The 18,843-nt window shown below is 66.4% G+C and carries 11 protein-coding genes, 1 tRNA gene and 1 pseudogene; 6 read left to right on the top strand and 7 right to left on the bottom strand.

Translation table 11 applies throughout. The features are described from left to right. Window positions 1-53: 53 nt before the first annotated feature. The 4 genes from pgm to AB0H71_RS25560 all read left to right on the top strand — a co-directional run bounded on the left by pgm (window position 54) and on the right by AB0H71_RS25560 (window position 3,908). Complete coding sequence (pgm, locus tag AB0H71_RS25575; RefSeq protein ID WP_357025785.1) at window positions 54-1,691, top strand: phosphoglucomutase (alpha-D-glucose-1,6-bisphosphate-dependent); 1,638 nt, start codon at window positions 54-56, stop codon at window positions 1,689-1,691. Continuing rightward, window positions 1,684-2,991 carry an MFS transporter gene (locus AB0H71_RS25570; protein ID WP_357025782.1) on the top strand — a complete coding sequence of 436 codons (1,308 nt, stop codon included), beginning with the start codon at window positions 1,684-1,686 and terminating at the stop codon, window positions 2,989-2,991. Before pgm ends, AB0H71_RS25570 begins: the two co-directional genes overlap by 8 nt. 15 nt (window positions 2,992-3,006) lie before the next feature. Continuing rightward, window positions 3,007-3,747 carry a thioredoxin domain-containing protein gene (locus AB0H71_RS25565; protein WP_357025779.1) on the top strand — a complete coding sequence of 247 codons (741 nt, stop codon included), beginning with the start codon at window positions 3,007-3,009 and terminating at the stop codon, window positions 3,745-3,747. A gap of 88 nt (window positions 3,748-3,835) precedes the next feature. After that, window positions 3,836-3,908 (top strand) — tRNA-Ala (locus AB0H71_RS25560). Window positions 3,909-4,591: 683 nt separating this feature from the next. Here AB0H71_RS25560 and AB0H71_RS25555 read toward each other — a convergent pair. Beyond that, window positions 4,592-4,921: a hypothetical protein gene (locus tag AB0H71_RS25555; protein WP_357025776.1), complete on the bottom strand. Its 330-nt coding sequence runs from the start codon at window positions 4,919-4,921 to the stop codon at window positions 4,592-4,594. Window positions 4,922-5,185: 264 nt separating this feature from the next. Here AB0H71_RS25555 and AB0H71_RS25550 point away from each other — a divergent pair, with 264 nt between their 5' ends. Next, window positions 5,186-5,599, top strand: a complete 414-nt coding sequence (locus AB0H71_RS25550) for a VOC family protein (protein ID WP_357025773.1) — start codon at window positions 5,186-5,188, stop codon at window positions 5,597-5,599. Window positions 5,600-5,754: 155 nt separating this feature from the next. On the opposite strand, the gene AB0H71_RS25545 is transcribed toward AB0H71_RS25550, so the two are convergent. The 6 genes from AB0H71_RS25545 to AB0H71_RS25520 form a co-directional block, all read right to left on the bottom strand. Next, window positions 5,755-6,762 carry a hypothetical protein gene (locus tag AB0H71_RS25545; RefSeq protein ID WP_357025770.1) on the bottom strand — a complete coding sequence of 336 codons (1,008 nt, stop codon included), beginning with the start codon at window positions 6,760-6,762 and terminating at the stop codon, window positions 5,755-5,757. An 860-nt stretch (window positions 6,763-7,622) separates the two neighbouring features. Beyond that, window positions 7,623-8,987, bottom strand: coding sequence for a hypothetical protein (locus AB0H71_RS25540; protein WP_357025767.1), 1,365 nt, complete (start codon window positions 8,985-8,987; stop codon window positions 7,623-7,625). Further along, window positions 8,974-13,887 (bottom strand): tetratricopeptide repeat protein, encoded by a 4,914-nt coding sequence (locus tag AB0H71_RS25535; RefSeq protein WP_357026322.1) that lies wholly within the window; start codon window positions 13,885-13,887, stop codon window positions 8,974-8,976. Before AB0H71_RS25535 ends, AB0H71_RS25540 begins: the two co-directional genes overlap by 14 nt. Window positions 13,888-14,461: 574 nt before the next feature. Further along, window positions 14,462-15,466 (bottom strand): hypothetical protein, encoded by a 1,005-nt coding sequence (locus AB0H71_RS25530; RefSeq protein WP_357025764.1) that lies wholly within the window; start codon window positions 15,464-15,466, stop codon window positions 14,462-14,464. Window positions 15,467-15,532: 66 nt separating this feature from the next. Continuing rightward, a complete protein-coding gene (locus AB0H71_RS25525; protein WP_357025762.1) occupies window positions 15,533-15,925 on the bottom strand; it encodes a hypothetical protein in 393 nt (130 codons plus the stop codon). Between the two features lie 83 nt (window positions 15,926-16,008). Then, window positions 16,009-16,482 carry a DUF6283 family protein gene (locus AB0H71_RS25520; RefSeq protein ID WP_357025759.1) on the bottom strand — a complete coding sequence of 158 codons (474 nt, stop codon included), beginning with the start codon at window positions 16,480-16,482 and terminating at the stop codon, window positions 16,009-16,011. Between the two features lie 1,132 nt (window positions 16,483-17,614). Here AB0H71_RS25520 and AB0H71_RS25515 point away from each other — a divergent pair. Beyond that, window positions 17,615-18,779: pseudogene (locus tag AB0H71_RS25515) on the top strand (IS3 family transposase). Window positions 18,780-18,843 lie beyond the last annotated feature (64 nt).

The following is an 18,843-nucleotide window of genomic DNA, read 5'->3' as shown; positions in this document are numbered from 1 at the left end:
TCGTGATCCCGATGACGAGCCTGGCGCAGCCGACACGGAAGGGAGCCCCGACCATGGCCCACGATCGAGCAGGCCGCCCGGCCAGGGTGAGCGACCTGGAAGACATCCCGCACCTGGTGACGGCCTACTACAGCCTGGTCCCGGACCCGGCGGAGCCGGCCCAGCAGGTCGTCTTCGGCACCTCCGGGCACCGCGGTTCCAGCCTGGACACCGCCTTCAACGAGGCGCACATCCTCGCCGTCACCCAGGCCATCGTCGAGTACCGCGCCACCCGCGGCATCACCGGCCCGGTCTACCTGGCCCGCGACACGCACGCGCTCTCCGAGCCCGCCTGGACCACCGCGCTCGAGGTGCTGGCCGGCAACGACATCGCGGTGGCGATCGACGCCCGCGACCGCTACACCCCCACCCCCGCGCTGAGCCACGCCGTGCTCCGGCACAACCGCGGCAACCCCAAGCATCAGGCCGACGGCATCGTGGTGACCCCCTCGCACAACCCGCCCCGCGACGGCGGCTTCAAGTACAACCCCCCGCACGGCGGCCCCGCCGACACCACCGCCACCGACGCCATCGCCGAGCGCGCCAACGAGCTGCTCCGCACCGGCCTCACCGGCGTCCGCCGCGCCCCCTTCCCGCAGGCGCTGCGCGCGGCCGAGCGCTACGACTACCTCGACCACTACGTCTCCGACCTGCCCTCGGTCTCCAACCTGGACGCCATCCGCGGCGCGGGCATCCGGCTCGGCGCCGACCCCATGGGCGGCGCCAGCGTGGATTACTGGGAGGAGATCGGCCAGCGCTACGACCTCGAGCTCGAGGTGGTGAACCCGCTGGTCGACCCGACCTGGCGCTTCATGCCGCTGGACAGCGACGGCAAGATCCGGATGGACCCGTCCTCCCGCTACGCCATGGCGAACCTGGTCTCCATCAAGGATGACTACGACATCTCCACCGGCAACGACGCCGACGCCGACCGGCACGGCATCGTCACCCCCGACGGCGGGCTGCTGAACCCGAACCACTTCCTCGCCGTCGCCATCGAGTACCTGGTGGCGAACCGGCGGGGCTGGGACGCGCTCTCCAAGATCGGCAAGACCGCGGTGAGCTCGTCCATGATCGACCGGGTGGTCGGGGTGCTCGGCCGCGACATCTACGAGGTGCCGGTCGGCTTCAAGTGGTTCGTGCCGGGGTTGTTCAGCGGCAGCCTCGCCTTCGGCGGCGAGGAGAGCGCGGGCGCCTCCTTCCTGCGCATGGACGGCACCGTCTGGACCACCGACAAGGACGGCATCATCCTCGCGCTGCTCGCCGCCGAGATCGCCGCCGTCACCGGCCAGACCCCGTCGGCCCGCTACGGCGAGCTGGAGAAGCGCTACGGCGCCCCCGCCTACGCCAGGATCGACGCCGCGGCCGGTGCGGAACAGAAAGCCCGGTTGAAGAAGTTGACACCGGACATGATCACGGAGCGAGAAATCGCCGGCGAGCCCGTCACCGAGGTGCTGACCAGCGCCAGGGGCAACGGCGCCGCGCTCGGCGGCGTCAAGGTGAGCACCGAGAACGCGTGGTTCGCCGCGCGCCCCTCCGGCACCGAGGACAAGTACAAGATCTACGCCGAGTCCTTCCACGGTGCCGAGCACCTGGCGCAGGTCCAGGCCGCGGCCGAGGAGATGGTCGGCCGCGCACTCTCCGGTGCGTAGGGCGGAGCGGCTCCCCGTCGAGATCTGGGTGCTGATCGCGGGCTCGTTCGTGATCGCCGTCGGCTTCGGGCTGGTCGCCCCGGTGCTGCCGCAGTTCGCCCGCGGCTTCGGCGTCGGGGTGGCCGCGGCGTCGGCCATCATCAGCGCCTTCGCCCTCATGCGGCTGCTCTTCGCGCCCATGAGCGGGCGGCTGGTGCAGCGGCTCGGCGAGCGGCCCGTGTATCTGAGCGGGCTGCTCGTGGTCGCGCTCTCCACCGGTGGCTCCGCGCTCGCGCAGAGTTACTGGCAGCTGCTGGTGCTGCGCTCGCTCGGCGGGATCGGCTCCACCATGTTCACCGTCTCGTCGCTGGCCCTGGTGATCCGGATGTCGCCGCCCGGCGCCCGCGGGCGGGTCTCCGGGCTGTACTCGACGAGCTTCCTGGTCGGCTCGCTCGGCGGCCCGCTGATCGGCGGGCTCCTCGCCGGATTCGGCCTGCGCGCGCCCTTCGTGCTCTACATGGTGGCGCTGCTCATCACCGTTTTTGTCGTGTGGTTCGCGCTGCGCAACTCCACCCTGATCAACCCCGTGGACACCGGGCCGCAGCGCACCATGAGCTTCGCCGACGGGTGGCGCCGCCCCGAGTACCGGGCCGTGCTGTTCTCGAACTTCAGCAATGGCGCCGCCGTGTTCGGCGTCCGGATGGCGCTGGTGCCGCTGCTCGTGGTCGAGGTGCTCGGCCAGGAACCCGCCATGGCCGGGATCACCCTCACCGTCTTCGCCGCGGGCAATGCCGTGGTGCTCTTCGCCAGCGGCAGGCTCTCCGACCGGCTCGGCCGGAAGCCGTTCCTGGTGCTCGGCTCGCTCATCTGCGCCGTCGGCACCGGCGGGCTCGGGCTGGCCGACACCGTGCCGCTGCTGCTGATCACCAGCTTCGTGGCCGGTCTCGGCTCCGGCATGTTCAGCCCCGCGCAGCAGGCCGCGGTCGCCGACATCATCGGGCCGAGGGCGCGCGGCGGGCCGGTGCTGGCCGGGTTCCAGATGTCCGCCGATCTCGGGACCGTGCTCGGGCCGATCCTGGTCGGGTTCCTCGCGCAGCAGCTGTCCTACGGAATCGGGCTCGGCGTGACCGGCGGGCTGCTCGCCCTCGCCGCCGTCTTCTGGCTCCTCGTTCCGGAGCCCATGCACCGCATCGGTGCCGCGGATCAGGAGTACCCCGGTCGCACCGCGGCCGACGCGAGCGCGGTGAGCGGCGAACCCGGCACCGCACCACTTCCGCCCAGCGCGGAATCCGAGGAGCTCGGAGGTCGCGGCGCCCGGTAGGGCAGAGTGGACGGGGTGAGCAAACCGTCCGCCGGCTACACCCCGCGCCCGATGTCCAGCAACACCACCTACGCGCTCGGCGCGCTCGCCGTCGTGATCATCGGCCTCATCGTCTTCGCCGCCTACCGCTGGTCCTCCAGCGGAGAGGACGCCGTCACCCGCAACGACGGCTACGGCTCCGTGCGCGACACCACCGTGCAGGTGGCGATCGACGGCAACGCCATCCGCCTCGGCAAGCCCGACGCCCGCGCCACCGTCGACATCTACGAAGACCCCATCTGCCCCGCCTGCGGCGTCCTCGAGCGCATCTACGGCCAGGAGATCGCGCAGCGCGTCGACGAGGGCGCGCTCGCCGTCCGCTACCACCTGGTGAACTTCCTCGACTCGCGCAGCTCCTCCGGCGACTACTCCTCCCGCGCCGCCGGCGCCCTGCGCTGCGTCGCCCAGGACGGCCAGGCCGTGGTCTACGCCCGCTTCCACGACGCCCTGTTCCTCGCCGAGCAGCCCGAGGAGAGCGCCGACAGCGATCACACCGCCGACGAGCTCGCCGCCATCGCCCGCACCTCCGGCGCCCCGGAGAGTTCTGTTCAATGCATCGCCACCGGCGCCCAGACCGACGCCGCCCGCGCTGCCGCCACCGCCAACCTCGAGGCGCTGCGCGCCATCTCCGACAAAGTCGGCACCCCGACGGTGATCGCCAACGGGAACGATGTCGACGTGAACAACGCGGAATGGGTGGTGGAACTGACGCGCTGAGGCGCAGGTCAGGGGGCGATTTGGTCACGGTGGCGGGGGTGGTGTAACTTCGTTCAGGCAGCCGGGGAAGCTCGGAGGCACACCGTTCGGGGCTATGGCGCAGCTGGTAGCGCACCACACTGGCAGTGTGGGGGTCAGGGGTTCGAGTCCCCTTAGCTCCACAAAAATAGCAGGTCAGGCCCGATCTTAGATCGGGCCTGACCTGCTTTCTGTATCTAGCCCCCCGTTTACCCCCCGTTTTGGCCCTGGATTTGTTCGGCGGGACTGAGAGTCGTGTACCTGCGGTGACCACCGTCCCTGTCGTAGGCCGATGCCCCGACATGGCGTGCAGAACACGGGGGCCAAGATGCGTTGGTCGTCGTCAGGCGATTACTGGCCGCGGAGCCGCTGACCGCATGGGGCGCCGCCGACCGCGAACGCGGATTCGGCCACCGCGCAGTCCGGGTTCGACGGTTACGACTACGAGTACCTCCGCGCCAGCCCGCTCGGCGGTGCCGGGCATCGGGTGACATCTCGTTGTCCTCCCCCGGATCGGGCACTGCCGCGCCGATAGGCTCGCCCAGAGGCACGGCCGAGACGGGAAGCTTCGGCTGCGTCGATCGGAGTACCGGCCGATGCCGTTTGCGGCGACCCGTGTCGCTCACACGAACGGGACATCCCCCTGCAGCCGCAACGGCACCGGCTCACCGTGCGGGCGCCGCACCACCGCGCCCGCACGGTGAGCCGGGACGGCTACGGGCCCGGGTCACTCGGCGGGCAGTGGGGAGCGCTGCGGATAGCGTCGAGGTCGGCGACTATCCGGTCGGTGACAGCTCGTGCCTGGCCACTGCGCGTCGATCCGGAACTAGCTGGTGAAGTCCAGGGGCTGCCAGCCGTGGTACCAGGTGCTCATCTGAGTGGCGGTGAACTCGCTCGACTGGGAGCGCATGGCGTGCCGCCGTGTCGTTTCCTCGAACGACAGGTTCCAGGCGTAGAACAGCGGGTGCTCGACCCGGCCCGCGAGCCGTGCCAGGACCGCGCCGTAGCGGCGGGCGTCGAGGATGCCCTCCACGATGACGACCAGGCCGCGCTCCAGACAGGCTCCGGCGACGGTCTCGATCAAGGTGACGTTGAAGGCACCCGGCTGATCGGGTTCGCGCAGCACGATCCGGCGCAGGTAGTCCTGTGCGATCACCGCACAGGTCGCGCGGCAGGTGCTCCTGGACCTGGCGCGCCACCGTCGACTTCCCCGACCCCGAGTTGCCCCGCAGGACCACCAGCCGCCCCCCGGCCCGCGACCGTTCTGCCACGACCGGACGCCGTAGCAACCACTCCGGAGTTCGCGTCGGCGCCCGCGTTGCGCTGCGCGTCGGCCTGGTTGTGACCGGGGGCCGAGTACGAGGTGAGCGCTGCCCGCCGCCGAAAAACGGGTGGAGCCCGGCTACGACAGCGCGGTTGGATGACTACCGAAGGCCGCTACGCGGCCCCGCAAACATGGATGGAGCCGACGATGCCGATCGCCACACTGCGAGGCGTGACTGTGGACTGTACCGATCCCGGCCCCCTGGCCCGGTTCTACCAAGAGCTGACAGACATGCAGCTCGGTTACGCCTCCGACGAGTTCGTCGCCCTGACCGACGGTTCGGGTCGCGACCTGGGCTTCCAACGGGTCGACGGGTACCGGGCCCCGCGGTGGCCCGGTCAGGACGTGCCGCAGCAGTTGCACCTGGACCTCGAGGTCGCCGACCTCGACGCGGCGGAGAAGGCGGCGCTGGGATCCGGCGCGGTGAGGCCGGACCACCAGCCGGGTGGCGACCGGTGGCGGGTGCTGCTGGATTCGGCCGGTCACCCGTTCTGCCTGCTCGTCGGCTGATAGCAGGAGGACGGTCAGTCGGTTCGGCCGATCTGGTGGCGCATCCGCTCGCCTTCTTCCCCTCGGTGGTTCGAACAGCCGAGGGTCCGCTGCATGGGTAGGTGACAGGTCAGGTGGGGCAGATCGATATGTCACCAACTCGTGCGGCAGTCCCGTCAACGCTGATCGGCACCTGCTCTGTCGTGCGGCGGATCTCTCACGATCCGCCGCCTGAAGTTGCCCAGGGAGTGCATGGAAGCGATCTTGAGGTTGTTCTCGTCGACCCACTTCGCGACCTCGACGGTGCCCTGGTGGAATCCGTTGTAACTGTCCTTCTTTTCTTCGGTGAGGTTGACCATATCGGAACCGTCGACGTTGCAGGCGAAGACGTCGCTGCTGGTGCCGTGCGGTTGATGCGACACGAAGGCGACGCGCTGGCGCTTTTCCTGCATGATGGGCTGTCCAGTGACGGTCGAACGCCAGACGTCATCCGGGTAGCGGATTCCTCGACGGACGAAGTCCGCGTAGTTGCTGCGGGCGGTCGGGACTCCAGAGCGGAACTCGACCGCCACGATGCGGCCGGGGGCGCCGGTATCGGTGATCACCCAGATTTCGCCACTCGCGTCGAGCCGAGCGACATCAAGGTAGGGCTCGATGCCGCCCCGCCCGGCGAAGGCGTCGATCTCGAATTTCGTGGTCCAGTAGGCGCTCACGCCTGCCAGGTATGCGCGGTCGCTGATGAGGATGAGGGCAATCGTCGAATGCCTCATCTTGGTGCCGATCGCCGTGAAAGCGTGTGGAAGAGAGAGCGTTTCGGATTCAGTGACGTCGATCCGGATCTTCCGTGCTCCGACCCCGTACTCGACCCGATCGATCCGGATCGAGGTGCGCACGGGTAACCGATCGATTACTTCGCCCGGGAGAACGTACTTTGCTCGCTGGGTCGGCGTCGGTATCGATACGGGGCGGTCGACGGGCAGCGCGAGGCGCGTACGCCGTCGCAGAAAGCCGGGTTGCGCCGCAATGGCGAGCAGAATTGTCGCCGCCACCACCAACCAGATCAGCGGTCCGATGGCGCTGACCCAGCCGGGTTTGTCGGAAGTCGCGTAGTTGGTGAAGATGGCGCCAGCGCCGAGCATGATCATCCCGAACGCAATCTGCATAGGTCTTCGCTGGTCGTCCACCGTTTCCCCTCGGACGGAGATGAATCGAGCGCGAGCCGAAGCAGTATATCGTGTGGGTCTCGGATAGTGACTCTGATCGGCGGCGCGGCAGTGCATTTCGCTGTCGCAGCCAGCCGTTCCGATGCTACTTGGTCGGACCGTGCTCACACCCGGCCACAAGGCCTTCTCTGCTGGTGCGGGCCGCTGCTGCAGCCCCGCGAAACACTGCGGTTTCTATTCCTGTCACCCGTTATAGTCTGCCATCAAACCGATTTTACGCCGCTCATGTCGGTCGAACTACCGACGCCTCGCTCGGTAGTTCTGCCCTGAAAGCCGGTCCGACGTGCTTATCGGCGGTTAGATTCGGTGAGGGTGCGAACAGCGTCCCTCGAAGCGCAACGTGCGTCACACACCACACACCACACACCACACACCACACACCACACACCACACACCACACACCACACGCCGGATGCGCGTTGCTCCTGCGTGCGCGTTCGTTCGTCGGCGCCGTTCCCATGTTCGATGTGCCCTACTCGGAACACACTGGCACGCGGGTGATCCGGGCTCTTGGGATGGGACATGCCAGCATTGCGAGGCGAAAGCGGTTGACCTGGGGAAATGCTGTCGCAGGTTCGTGCCCTCGGCAGGGCACGCAGAACATGGGCAACCGGGAAACGCCTGGTCATCGCTGGGTCGTATTCGATTTGACGCTGAAGGTTCCAGCGGTATCGACCGGTTCCCGGTCACTGCTTCGATTTATCCCACGGCGGGGCCACGGTACACCGGAGCGCTGATCACCCGCGCATGTCGGTTGGGCCGGTTGGTGGTCGAAGCTGACTACCCGTTTTATGTGGGCGATCAGCGGGGCTTCGTTCGTGTTATTGCCAGACCAGGAGGGTGTGGGTGACCGGCGTGACGGGGCTGGGTGTGGTGATGCCGGTGATGTGGAGAGTGTGGGCTCCTGGTGGTGGGGGTGGGTAGGTGAGGTGGGCTTGATTGTTGCGGATGCGTGGTCGTTGGGCGGGGTGTGTGGGGGTGCCGTTTTCGGAGATGAGGTGGGCTTGAACGGCGGGGGTGCGGTGGTCGCCGGGTTCGATGTCGATGGTGGCGGTGAGGGGTTCTCCGGCGAGCAGGAGTTCGGGTGCGGTGACGCGGATGGGGATGGTGTCAGTGGCGCGGCGGCGGACGGGTGCGGTGAGGATGGATTCGATCTCATCGAGGACGCCGGGGTGGCGTTGGAGTGCGCCGTGGGTTTCGACGATGCGGCGGACGCGGTTGGTGTCGGGTGCCAGGTCGTGGCGGAGGGCGCCTGCGAGGGGGACGGTGGCGTCGCCGTAGTCGTTGTCGCCGTCGATGGTGTCGAGGGGTTCGAGGCGTTGTTGGTCGTATCGGAGGGTGGTGGGGGTGGTTTGGCGGATGCCGATGATGGCGTGGGTGGTGTCGAGGCTGGCGGGGCGGGCGGTTTCGGCGGTGGTGAGTTGGTGGTGGAAGGTGAGGCCGTCGGTGAGCATGCGGGTGTCGAGGGCGGGGAGGGTGATTTCGTCGAGTCGGTGCAGGGTGCCGTTGTGGTGGATGCAGGCGTAGTCGGGCAGGAGTTGGTGGGTGGAGGGGAGGCTGCGGGCGAAGGCGGTGAGGTCGACGCTGAGGGGGCCTATGCCTTTGCGGACGCCGTTGACGAGTTGGTCGACGGTTTTGGCTGCGCCTCGGTAGGGGGTGCCGATGGTGATCAGCGCTTTGGTGTGTTCGTGGCCATCGTGGTGTTCGATGTACCAGCGGGCGATGAGTCCACCCATGGAGTGGCAGACGAATGAGACTTGGGCCTCGGCGCGTTCGGGGTGGCTGTCGCGCCAGGCTCCGAGTTCGTCGGTGACGACGTCGGCGAGGCGAGAAGCGTTGTAGCGGTTGGATAGCCGCCAGTCGTAGGGGAAGGCGACGACATTCCCGATCCCGCCGGTTGCGGTGAGTTTGTGCAGGTGCTTGAGCAGCCGGGTGTAGCCGTGGATGGGTGTCCACAGTCCGGGGATGGCGTGGAGGTCGGGCATCAGCGCGACGGGGGTGACTCCGTCGTCGGGGTGTTCGTCCCCGATGCCGTCGGGCAGTTGTAGCTGGGTGAGGGAACGGCCGAACGTCCCCAGGGCTCGCAGGACCGAGCCGGCCGAGGGCGCCCAGACGAGGTCGTTGTGGTGGGCGAGGGTGGAGCCCATGATTCCGGGCAGCACGACGACCAGGTCAGTTTTCGCCATCGGTGGGCTCCTTGGCCAGGATCGGGATGAGTGGCAGTACTGCGGGGTGGGTGGCGGCCAGCTCGGCGAGCAGACCGATCCCGTGCGCACTCCGTTGCGGTGCCAGCAATTTGGATTGCTGAAGTAGTTTGGTGGCCGCGTCCAGGTTGGGGTCGGGTGGGATCGCGGCAGCGCACGCCAGGTAGAGGAATGCGTCGGAGGCTTCCTCGGGGGTGGATGCCGAAAGCAAGGCAAGATTCGCCACCGGTCGGAGCAAAGAGATGGTGTCGGCGGAGTGGGCAGCGATGTGCAGCAATGCGGGGAAAAGTGTGGGGTTGTCGAGGGCGTTGATGCTGTCGTGCAGAAGTGTGGTGTCACCTTCATCAGCGGCGATAGCAATCAACGCCGCCGCACGGCGAGGTCTGGGATCTTCGGGGTGAGCATCGATGATTGCGCTCAGTTGCTCGGTAGCGCCACGGACTAGGCGGTCAAGGTGCTCTTTGAGTAGTTGGTACTGCTGTTGCGGACTCGCGGTAAGAAATTGATGCAGAGTTTGGGTGCGGAACAGCGGTTCGTAAGCGGCGGGGATGCCCTGTTCTCGCGCAGTATTGCGGAGCGCGATGTAGGTGGCGGCGTCGACAGAGTCTAAAAGGGCTTCGGTGATTGCCACATCGGAGTTCGGCTGGAGCAGGCAAGGATGTTCCAGCAGGTAGGCGAACTCGTCGTCGAAAGTGTCGGCGTAGATCCATCCGCGGGCAAGCGCGAGGAGTTGAGGTTCAACGGTCAACCACGCCGGGGGCGGAGCGCCGGTTACATGGTTCCAATGCTCGTCCCAGGTTTTGGGGTTGGCGTCGCGGTGCGTTCGCGCACACTCGTGGACCGCAGAAACCAAAGCCAGGTTTGTCGCACCCTCGACCTCCGCTCGCATCAGCCATTCCGCCGTCCTGAGATCCCCGTCAGATACGGAACACGCACGCGACCACAAGAGGTACCCGCGCCCGAATTCGGTCTGGGATTCGATCACTTCCTGCCACACCACATCTGCATCGTTACTACGACCCAGATTTACCAACCGATCTGTCAGGGCAGTCACAGTGTTAGCAAGGTTGGAGAGGTAGGCGGGGTCGTCGGCTGCTTGTGCGCGGTAGAGGGTGGCGGCTTCTTCGGTAGGTGGGATGGCATCGGTATGGCGTCCAACTTGGCTGTAATAAATGCCAAGGTTGTTCAGGGCCGCGGCGAGGCCGGCGATGTTGGCTGTTTGTGTGCGGCGCAGAGCGACGGCCTCCTCTGTGGGTGGGATGGCGTCGGCGTGGCGTCCCACTTGGCTGTAATGGCCGCCGAGATTGTTCAGAGCTGCGGCGAGCTCAGGGAGGTAAGCAGGATTGTTGGCTGCTTGTGCGCGGTAAAGGGCAACGGCTTCTTCGGTTGGTGTAATGGCGTCGGCGAGGCGTCCGACTTCTCTGTATCGGAGACCGAGGTTGTTCAGGGCTATAGCGAGGGTCGGGATGTGGGCTGGGTTGTCGGCTGTTTGGGCGCGGTAGAGGGTTATGGCTTTCTCGACTAGGTGGATAGCGTCGGCGTGGCGTCCGACCTGGCTGTACTGACCGCTAAGGTTGATTAGAGCTGCGGCGAAGTTGGGGATATGGGCTGGGTTGTCGGCTATTTGTGTGTGGTAGAGGGTGACGGCTTCTTCGGTGGGTGGGATGGCGTCAACGTCGCGTCCTAATTGGCTGGTGTGATTGCCGAGGTTGTTCAGGGCTGCGGCGAGGTGCAGAAGATAGGCAGGGTTGTCGGCTGTTTGTGTGCGGTAGAGGGTGATGGCTTCTTCAGTGGGTGGGATGGCATCGGCATGGCGTCCTACCTCGCCGTAGTGGCTGCCGAGGTGGTTAAGGGCCGAGGCGAGGTTGGGGATGTGGGCTGGGTTATCCACTGCCTGTGCGCGGTAGAGGGTGACGGCTTCTTCAGTGGGTGGGATGGCGTCGGTGTGGCGTCTTACTTGGTTGTAGTGGTCGCCGAGGTTGATCAGGGCTGCGGCGAGGCCCGGTACGTAGGCGGGGTTGTGGTCTGCTTGTGCGCGGTAGAGGGTGACGGCTTCTTCGGTGGGTGGGATGGCGTCGGTGTGGCGTCCGGCTGCGCTAAAGCGGATACCAAGGTTGTTCAGGGCTGCGGCCAGGTCAGGGAGGTAGGCGGGGTTGTGGTCTGCTTGTGCGCGGTAGAGGGTGACGGCTTCTTCGGTGGGTGGGATGGCGTCGGCGTCGCGTCCTAATTGGCTGGTGTGATTGCCGAGGTTGTTCAGGGCTGCGGCGAGGCCGAGGAGGTAGGCGGGGTTGTTGGCTGCTTGTGCGCGGCGCAGGACGACCGCCCCCTCCGCGGGTGGGATGGCGTCGGCGTGACGTCCGACTGCGCTATATCGGCCGCCGAGGTTGTTCAGGGCTGCGGTGAGGCCGAGGAGGTAGGCGGGGTTACCCACTGCCTGTGCGCGGTAGAGGGTGACGGCTTCTTCGGTGGGTGGGATGGCGTCGGCGTGGCGTCCGACGTCGCTGTAGTGGCTGCCGAGGTTGTTCAGGGCTGCGGCGAGGCCGAGGAGGTAGGCGGGGTTATCCACTGCTTGTGCGCGGTAGAGGGTGACGGCTTCTTCGGTGGGTGGGATGGCGTCGGCGTGGCGTCCGACGTCGCTGTAGTGGCTGCCGAGGTTGCTGAGGGAGGAGGCGAGATCGGGGAGGTAGGCAGAGTTATCAGCGGCCAATTCGCGGTAGAGGGTGACGGCTTCCTCGGTCGGGGGTACCGCGTCGTGGCGGTGGCCCCACCTCGCCGCAGCGCCAGCGATGGTGAGGTCCGCGGCTGCCAGGTCTGGGTACAGCTGCGGGGCTGAGCCGGTCAGCTCACGAAAAATGTCCACCCCTGTCGGCCCGGCGGCAGCGGCGTGCCGATAAGCGTAGCGCCACAGATACTTTGAAGCGTCGAAGCAGTGCCCATCGGTCAAGAGCGCGCGATAGCGTTGCAGCAGCCCTGCGGTGACCGGTGCGGCGGCGGGGTCGAACACGGTGTCATGGCTGGGCTGGAAGGGTGGGCGCAGGTGGTCGGCGAGGCTTTGGTGGGCCAACCGATACACCGCTACACCGTCTTCACCGTCTTGGACTACATAGCGGCCCAAATCGCTGAGTACTAGACTGATCTCGGTCGCTGCGATTTCCGCCCCGGTTACCGCGGTCGCCACACAGGCCCATTCCGGCTCAGGCAACCCGGCTCCCAGTCCCCATGTCAATGCCGTCAACACACCCCGAGCCACTCCGACTGGATCCGCACCGATCGCCCCACTGGGTACGGGGTCGATGCGGTGCAAGTCGATGTCGAACGCTTGGCCCAGCGAGTGCACCAACCCCGACTCCCACCTCTGGACCCGAGTGTCGATCGGGTGCGCACACAATTGGTCGGCGATGATCCGTGCCAGCAGAAACGGTGTCTGCACCTCTCCGGAGGCAACCACTCGTGCCGCTATCATCTCGGGGTCCATCACCGCCGACACATCGCTGAGCCGGTGCCGCAGGTAGTCCTTGATCGCCGCCTGCTGGGACTGCCGCCCTGCCGGGTCGTCCAGATCTACTGTGTGCGTAGGCGAAAGCAGACCTACCAATGTCGTCGCGTCAGCTGCTGGAAGGTCGCGGGTGGAGACGATCACGGTCGCGAACGCCGCTATGCGGCACAGCAGGTCGGCTGCGATGGTGAACGCTTCCCCACGAGCCTCGTCCAACCCATCCACAATCAGCACCGCCACCACCGGATCCGAGGACTCGGTGAGACGTTGCAGCGCACCCACCAACTCTGCGGCATTACGCGATCCCGCATCCCCAGCTCCCAATACCCCGGTCTGGACAAGACCGTCGTCCAGACCGGCCGCCAACCCGTCAACGGTTAGCCCGCGCGCGTGGACGTTCGCGTGCACCGAATCCTGTCCCGGATCCGCATGGCCCCACCCTGTGGGTTCACCAAGGCAAGCGCGCTCGTGCGGCTCCGACACTGACACCACACGTCCCACGATCGCCGACTTACCAGTACCAGCCGATCCGGTCACCACACGCACGCCGGGACTACCGCTTCGCACCCAGGACACGACCTCGTCGACCTCACCGCGGCGACCGGTGAACCACGAGCCCTCGCCTTCCACCGCCCCGCCCCGCGCGGCTCGCAACAGGTGTTCCACCACATGGGCGGGTGCCCTCGGTGTCCACAGCGGGTTCGGGATTGTCTCGAATCCGAATCCGCTACGAGTGAACTTCGGGCGCTGGTCGTCGTTATCCCACTCCGCGTCATCCAGCAGTGCCTGGCCAAGGTTCTCACCCGAAATCATGCGGCCGTATATCGACCAGCGCCGTCGCATGTCCGCCGACCTCGGCCCCTCGGTCAACAACCGTCGCAGCACCGTGCCAAACTCGCCGTCACGGGCCGTCTGCCCAATACCGGCCGAGACCAGTAGCCCGAACCACGCCTGATTGCCCTCGGCAGGGAAATGGTCGGCCCATGCCGCCGCGATAGCCATCGCCTCGCTGACCGTCGTGTCCGCATAGCAGGCGTCGATGATGCACAACAGTTGCGAGGCGCCCGCTTCCGCGCAGAAGTCCACCACATCCGCCGCGCTCACCCAGCCCCCCCTATCCGACACAGGCAGGGCGAGGCGATTGCTCGGGCGAACGGTGCCGTGTCCACTCCAGAGCACGATCATTGACTCGGTGTGCTGGCCGGCGACCGCCTTGAGCATATTGCGTACGGTGGTCTCGTCCGGGTCGTACAGCGGCTCACCGTCGAAGATCCCGGTTAGATGCTGGGCGACCGCGCGTACCTCGGCTACCGGATAAGACAGGTCGTCGTGGTCGGCGTAGCGGTCGATTCCGACGCCGATGAACCTGTTGGCTCCCTCGCCCATCACGCTTGTGGCCCTCCCCTTCCAGCACTACAACCCTCGCGAGGATAGCGGCAACTCCACCGCGAAACCGGTTGGACCGAAACAGACTTCGTCCCCGGTCCGGGCCCTAAGACGCTCCAATCACCGCTATCGGTAGCTACCGCGACTGGAACTCGACAGTGAGCGGGAGACAGGCCAGTCCACACTTCGTTGTCGAGGAAGGCAATTCCAGCCGTCTTGACGGCTCTCTCAAGGCGAGTAAAAGAGTTCACTCTCCCTGACCTGCGGCAACGGCGGCTGGCGTATGTGTGCTCGCAATTGTGACCTGGTTGGAACCATTCCAGATGTCCCGCTGGTGCCCTCGGCAGGACACACAGAACATGGGCAGCTGGAAAACGCCTGGTCATCACGGCTTCAACAAAGCGGGGGAACCTCAACCGGCCATGCGGGTGCCCCCGTGCCTTGGCACGATGTCGTTCGGATTCCAAGACACTGTGACGAGCCCGCCGTGTCGATCGACATCATCCCTTGAGCGCTCGAAGCGACAATCGCAGGCATCCGCCGGTGACACTCGCAGCGGCTGAATCAAGCCCGTTCATTTCATGCGTTCCTGAAGTGCATCGAAGAAAGCGGCCACTGTCGCTTTTGCGCCACTTCGAGCGAGCTCCTGCCCGCCGAAGCGGTAGACCTCGTAGCCGGCGAGTCTGAGCCGACGATCTTCGATCATCATCGTTGCGTAGCGGGATGGGTCAGCTATGCCGCGGTCATCTGCGTAGTGCTGGCGGCCATCGAGCTCGATGACAACCCGGTGACGATCGCTGAACAGCAGCAAAAAGTCCATTCGTTGCCGGGCCAGGGGGCCGGTTTCAGTACCTCTTTGGCGCAGCGTGTAGGGGTCGTAGTGGAGGTAGACCTGCGGGATCAATGCTGGAATGTCGAACCCGAGCTTCGCGTACCGCTCACCGTAGGTGGCGAAGATCAGTCGCTCGGCGTCGTTTCCGTGCAGGCTTGCACCCAGTCGGCGGTGCAGAGAGTGTCCCGCCGTCCGGTCGTCCTGATCTCCGAGACCTTCTCGGGCTCTCCACCATTCGATCAGATGCCGGAAGGTCAGCCCCTCCGCGGGAAGGGGCTGGTCGTAGACGAGGCAGTACTCGGCGTTCTTGATGATCTGGATGTCGTTGTTGACTGCATCGCGTAGTACGAGTTCCGGCTTGGGGCCGTTCGCCGCGAAGATGAGGTTCTTGACCGGCGCCCCTACTCCGCTACCTCGGTCGTATTCGGCCAGCAGTGCAGGCAGCACCTCGGTGCCCGTGTAGCCGTCCGCCACGATCCTGCGGGCCAGGGCGATCAGCTGAGGGAGCGTCCAATCATCGGTGTAGGCATGGATGAGGGCGCGTTTTGAGTAGGAGGGGTCTGAAGGTGAGTCCTCCTGTGTCCACGGCAACTTCAGCTCATCCGCCAGCACGACTTGCAGCTCTACGCGGGTGAACCCCATGAGTACCGATTCGATCGCTGCCCGTACGGTCCGTACCGAGACGGTAATTCTGTGCGGAACGAGAGGAGGTGCGAGCCTCTCCGAAAAGGACTGCCAGTCCATCATCACCTCATTGTCGCGGCACTGTCCGACACCACGAGGGGCTCAACCAGGCACGCGATGTCGGACAGTCTAGTTCCCCACGTCGGTTGGCAAGTCGTCAAACCCGCCTACGCCCGCACCGGGACTGTGAGATCGCCGAGGTCCGTGTGGGGGGTGTTTGTCGCGATCGGGTGGGTCGATCTCGGTGAGTACGTCGAGTGCACGGGCGGTTCGCAGGGCAAGGCTGCGGTTGTGGGCCAGGGGGTTGTCGGCGAAACCGCGGCAGATCGCGCCGTGAGAGTCGAGGGTGTTGTGGCAGACAATGTGGCCTTCACTGGCCAGGGTCTCGCGGACCAGCTCGGCGACGCGGCCGGGACGGAGGTCTTTGAGGTTGCTGGGCTCGAAGATGCAGGTGCTGCAGCGGCGTCGGCACACGCGGATCTGACCGTCGGCTGCTACCGAGGTTCCGTGGTTGTCGGTCATCGCTGTCCTCCAGGCGCTGATCGAGGTGAGGGCGTCGGCTGATTCGGGTAGGGACGTGTCACCGCGCCGAATGGGCGGTCGGGTCACTGTAGGTCGGTGCGGCGGGTGGTGATTTTCGTGATGGCTCGCTGGGCGGCGGGGCCAGGACATTCGAGGTCGGTGCGGCCGTGTGCGGCGGCTTCGGCGCCGGAGCCGAACAGCGAGACCGGCGAGGTGTAGTCGCGGGCGGCGTGGTAGGTGGTGTGGCTGATGTCGTTGCTGATCAGCGCGATGGCCAGGCCGAGGATGTCGGGGCCGTGGCAGCCGACCCAACCAGCGCACATCCGGGATCGGGCGCTGTCGGCGTCGTTCTGATGACACAGGAACAGCCGCTGAGGTTGCTCGTCCAGGGGCCGGTCGTAGGCGGAGAGCTTGTCGTACTCGGAGCGGTGCCAGATCCCGCTGGGCACATCACGCCGGTAAGGGCAGCTGGTGCACGGTTTGGGCGCGGGCGGCCCGACCAGATTGGCGTTGGGCCGTGGCGCCGGCGTTCCGGGGGCTGGGGGAGTACTGGTCATCGCCGTGCTTCCGCGTCGGGGTGTGGAGAGGTGGGGTCGATCGGGTCGATGGTGGCGTGGCTGATTCCGGGGTCGCGGTGGGCAAGTTCGCGTAGGTAGTCCTCGACGTGCAGGATCCAGCTGGCGAGTAGGGCAGGCTCGAACTGGCGGGGGTGACCCAGTCGGTGACCGCGACGGTGTCGGCGCGGAAGCCTTCGGCGCGCAGCGTGGTTGTGACCAGCGGGGCGACCTCGATGCAGTCGCCATCGCGGGGTCCGGTCAAGGCGTAGCTGTCCAGGATGGCAGTCACGGCGGGATCGACCTTATCGGGCCGGGCCGGGATTCGCTCATGGTGGCGCCTCCACTTGGACGGGATTCTGCCAAGTGCTGGCTGTGCAGGCGAAACCTGATGCAGTCCCGTAACTCGGTGTCGGCCACCTGCCTCGCGTGCACGGTGTTACCGAAGGAGTGCATGACCACGAGCACGACTCGGTTATCGAAATCGAGATCATCCACCGCGGCTCCCCTGCTGGACCCATCAGAGCGGAGCACCTGCCCATGGTCGGCACCAGCGTCGATCCTCACAAGAGCAGCAGCCACACACCGACCGCGGTCGACCCTGTCACCGACGCCGACCTCAAATCGGTCCGGGGCGAGGCCACTCGCCGCATACCGGCGCGGGATCGCCTGGGCAAACGCTGGCCGCAACGGCGGTGGGGCGATCGAGAACGCCGATGGCTCGGCCGCCACCTTAGCCGCTGGCGCTAGTCGGCCGCCGGTGAAGCCGTGCTTGACGTGCTCACCACCGCCCCTGCGCGGGTCCGGAAGCTCTCCCCGGTTGGCGCCCGCAAGAACTCGACGCCGCCGCGGCTGCCTGGGTCGCGGCACTGCAGCGATGCGCGGCCCGAGCAGCTGCCGCGCCGCGCCCGCGACCACCGCCCGGCCTGCGCAGTGTGGGGCGCGTCCCGACCTATGACAGACCGGACACGCACCAGCCGGTGATCATCGATGCCGGGCGCGTCGTTGCGTCCAGGGCGAACTCGTCACCGGTGCTCGGTCGCGGCATTTCCGTACACCTGCGTGGTGGGGGCTGCTGCATGGATGGGTGTCATCGATCTGGCTTGCCGAGAGGTGAGCCTGGGAGGATGTCATCGTGCCCAAGCCCTATCCCCGTGAGTTCCGTGACGATGTCGTTCGCGTCGCTCGCAACCGCGATGAAGGGGTGACCCTGGACCAGATCGCCGCCGACTTCGGGATCCATCCGATGACGTTGTCGAAATGGATCCGCCAGGCCGATGTCGACGAGGGCGTGAAGCCGGGAGCAACGACCACGGAGTCGGCGGAGTTGCGGGAGCTGCGGCGCCGTAACCGGCTGCTCGAGCAGGAGAACGAGGTCCTGCGGCGGGCCGCGGCGTATCTGTCCCAGGCTCAGCTGCCGGGAAAACGGTCTACCCGCTCGTGAAAGAGCTCGCCGACGACGGGATACCTGTCGTGGTGACGTGCCGGGTCCTCAAGCTCGCCCGCCAGCCCTACTACCGCTAGTTGGCCGACCCGATCACTGCGACTGAGCTCGCGGAGGCCTACCGGGCGAATGCCTTGTTCGACGCGCACCGCGACGATCCGGAGTTCGGGTACCGGTTCCTGCCTGATGAGGCCGGCGCGGCCGGTGAGCCGATGGCCGGTCGGACGGCGTGGTGGATCTGCTCGGCGAACCGGTGGTGGAGTGCGCTCGGCAAACCCCGCCGCGGTTCGGGCAAGCGGCCGGGGCCGCCGGTCCACGACGACAGGGTGCGCCGCGATTCACTGCCGATGGCCCGAATCAGTTGTGGCTCAGCGACATCAGCGAACATTGGACCAGTAAAGGAAAGCTCTACATCTGTGCAGTCAAGGACGTGTTCTCGGGTCGGATCGTGGGCTATTCGATCCATTCGCGGATGACTTCGCGGTTGGCGGTGACCGCTCTGCGCAACGCGGTGGCTCGCCGCGGTGAGGTGGCTGGCTGCGTTGTCCACACCGACCGAGGATCGAAATTTCGCGCCCGCCGCTTCGTGCACACGCTGAACAGGTTTCACATGGTGGGCTCGATGGGCCGGGTCGGCGCCGCCGGTGACAACGCGGCGATGGAGAGTTTCTTCAGCCTGCTGCAACGCAACGTCCTGGATCGGCGCAGCTGGGAGACCCGCGAACAACTCCGGATCGCGATCGTTGTCTGGATCGAGCGCACCTACCACCGGCGTCGGCGCCAAGACCGGCTCGGCCGGTTGACCCCGATCGAGTACGAAGCAATCATGACCCCGGCAGCCCGACAGGCCGCCTAACCACCGTCACCTGTTCGTGCACCAGCCCCATAGTGAAGTTGGAGTTTCGACCGGTGGCTGACTG

Source organism: Nocardia sp. NPDC050697, from assembly GCF_040654395.1.
Taxonomy (GTDB): Bacteria; Actinomycetota; Actinomycetes; order Mycobacteriales; family Mycobacteriaceae; genus Nocardia.
The sequence above is the reverse complement of the archived record's forward strand: the minus strand, read 5'-3'. Positions and strand labels throughout refer to the sequence as shown.

Excerpts from the sequence above, each read along its gene's own strand:
- AB0H71_RS25535 (WP_357026322.1), bottom strand. The coding sequence starts at position 13,887 with ATGGGCGAGGGAGCCAACAGGTTCATCGGCGTCGGAATCGACCGCTAC.
- AB0H71_RS25550 (WP_357025773.1), top strand. The coding sequence starts at position 5,186 with ATGACTACCGAAGGCCGCTACGCGGCCCCGCAAACATGGATGGAGCCG.
- AB0H71_RS25530 (WP_357025764.1), bottom strand. The coding sequence starts at position 15,466 with ATGATGGACTGGCAGTCCTTTTCGGAGAGGCTCGCACCTCCTCTCGTT.
- pgm (WP_357025785.1), top strand. The coding sequence starts at position 54 with ATGGCCCACGATCGAGCAGGCCGCCCGGCCAGGGTGAGCGACCTGGAA.
- AB0H71_RS25525 (WP_357025762.1), bottom strand. The coding sequence starts at position 15,925 with ATGACCGACAACCACGGAACCTCGGTAGCAGCCGACGGTCAGATCCGC.
- AB0H71_RS25540 (WP_357025767.1), bottom strand. The coding sequence starts at position 8,987 with ATGGCGAAAACTGACCTGGTCGTCGTGCTGCCCGGAATCATGGGCTCC.
- AB0H71_RS25520 (WP_357025759.1), bottom strand. The coding sequence starts at position 16,482 with ATGACCAGTACTCCCCCAGCCCCCGGAACGCCGGCGCCACGGCCCAAC.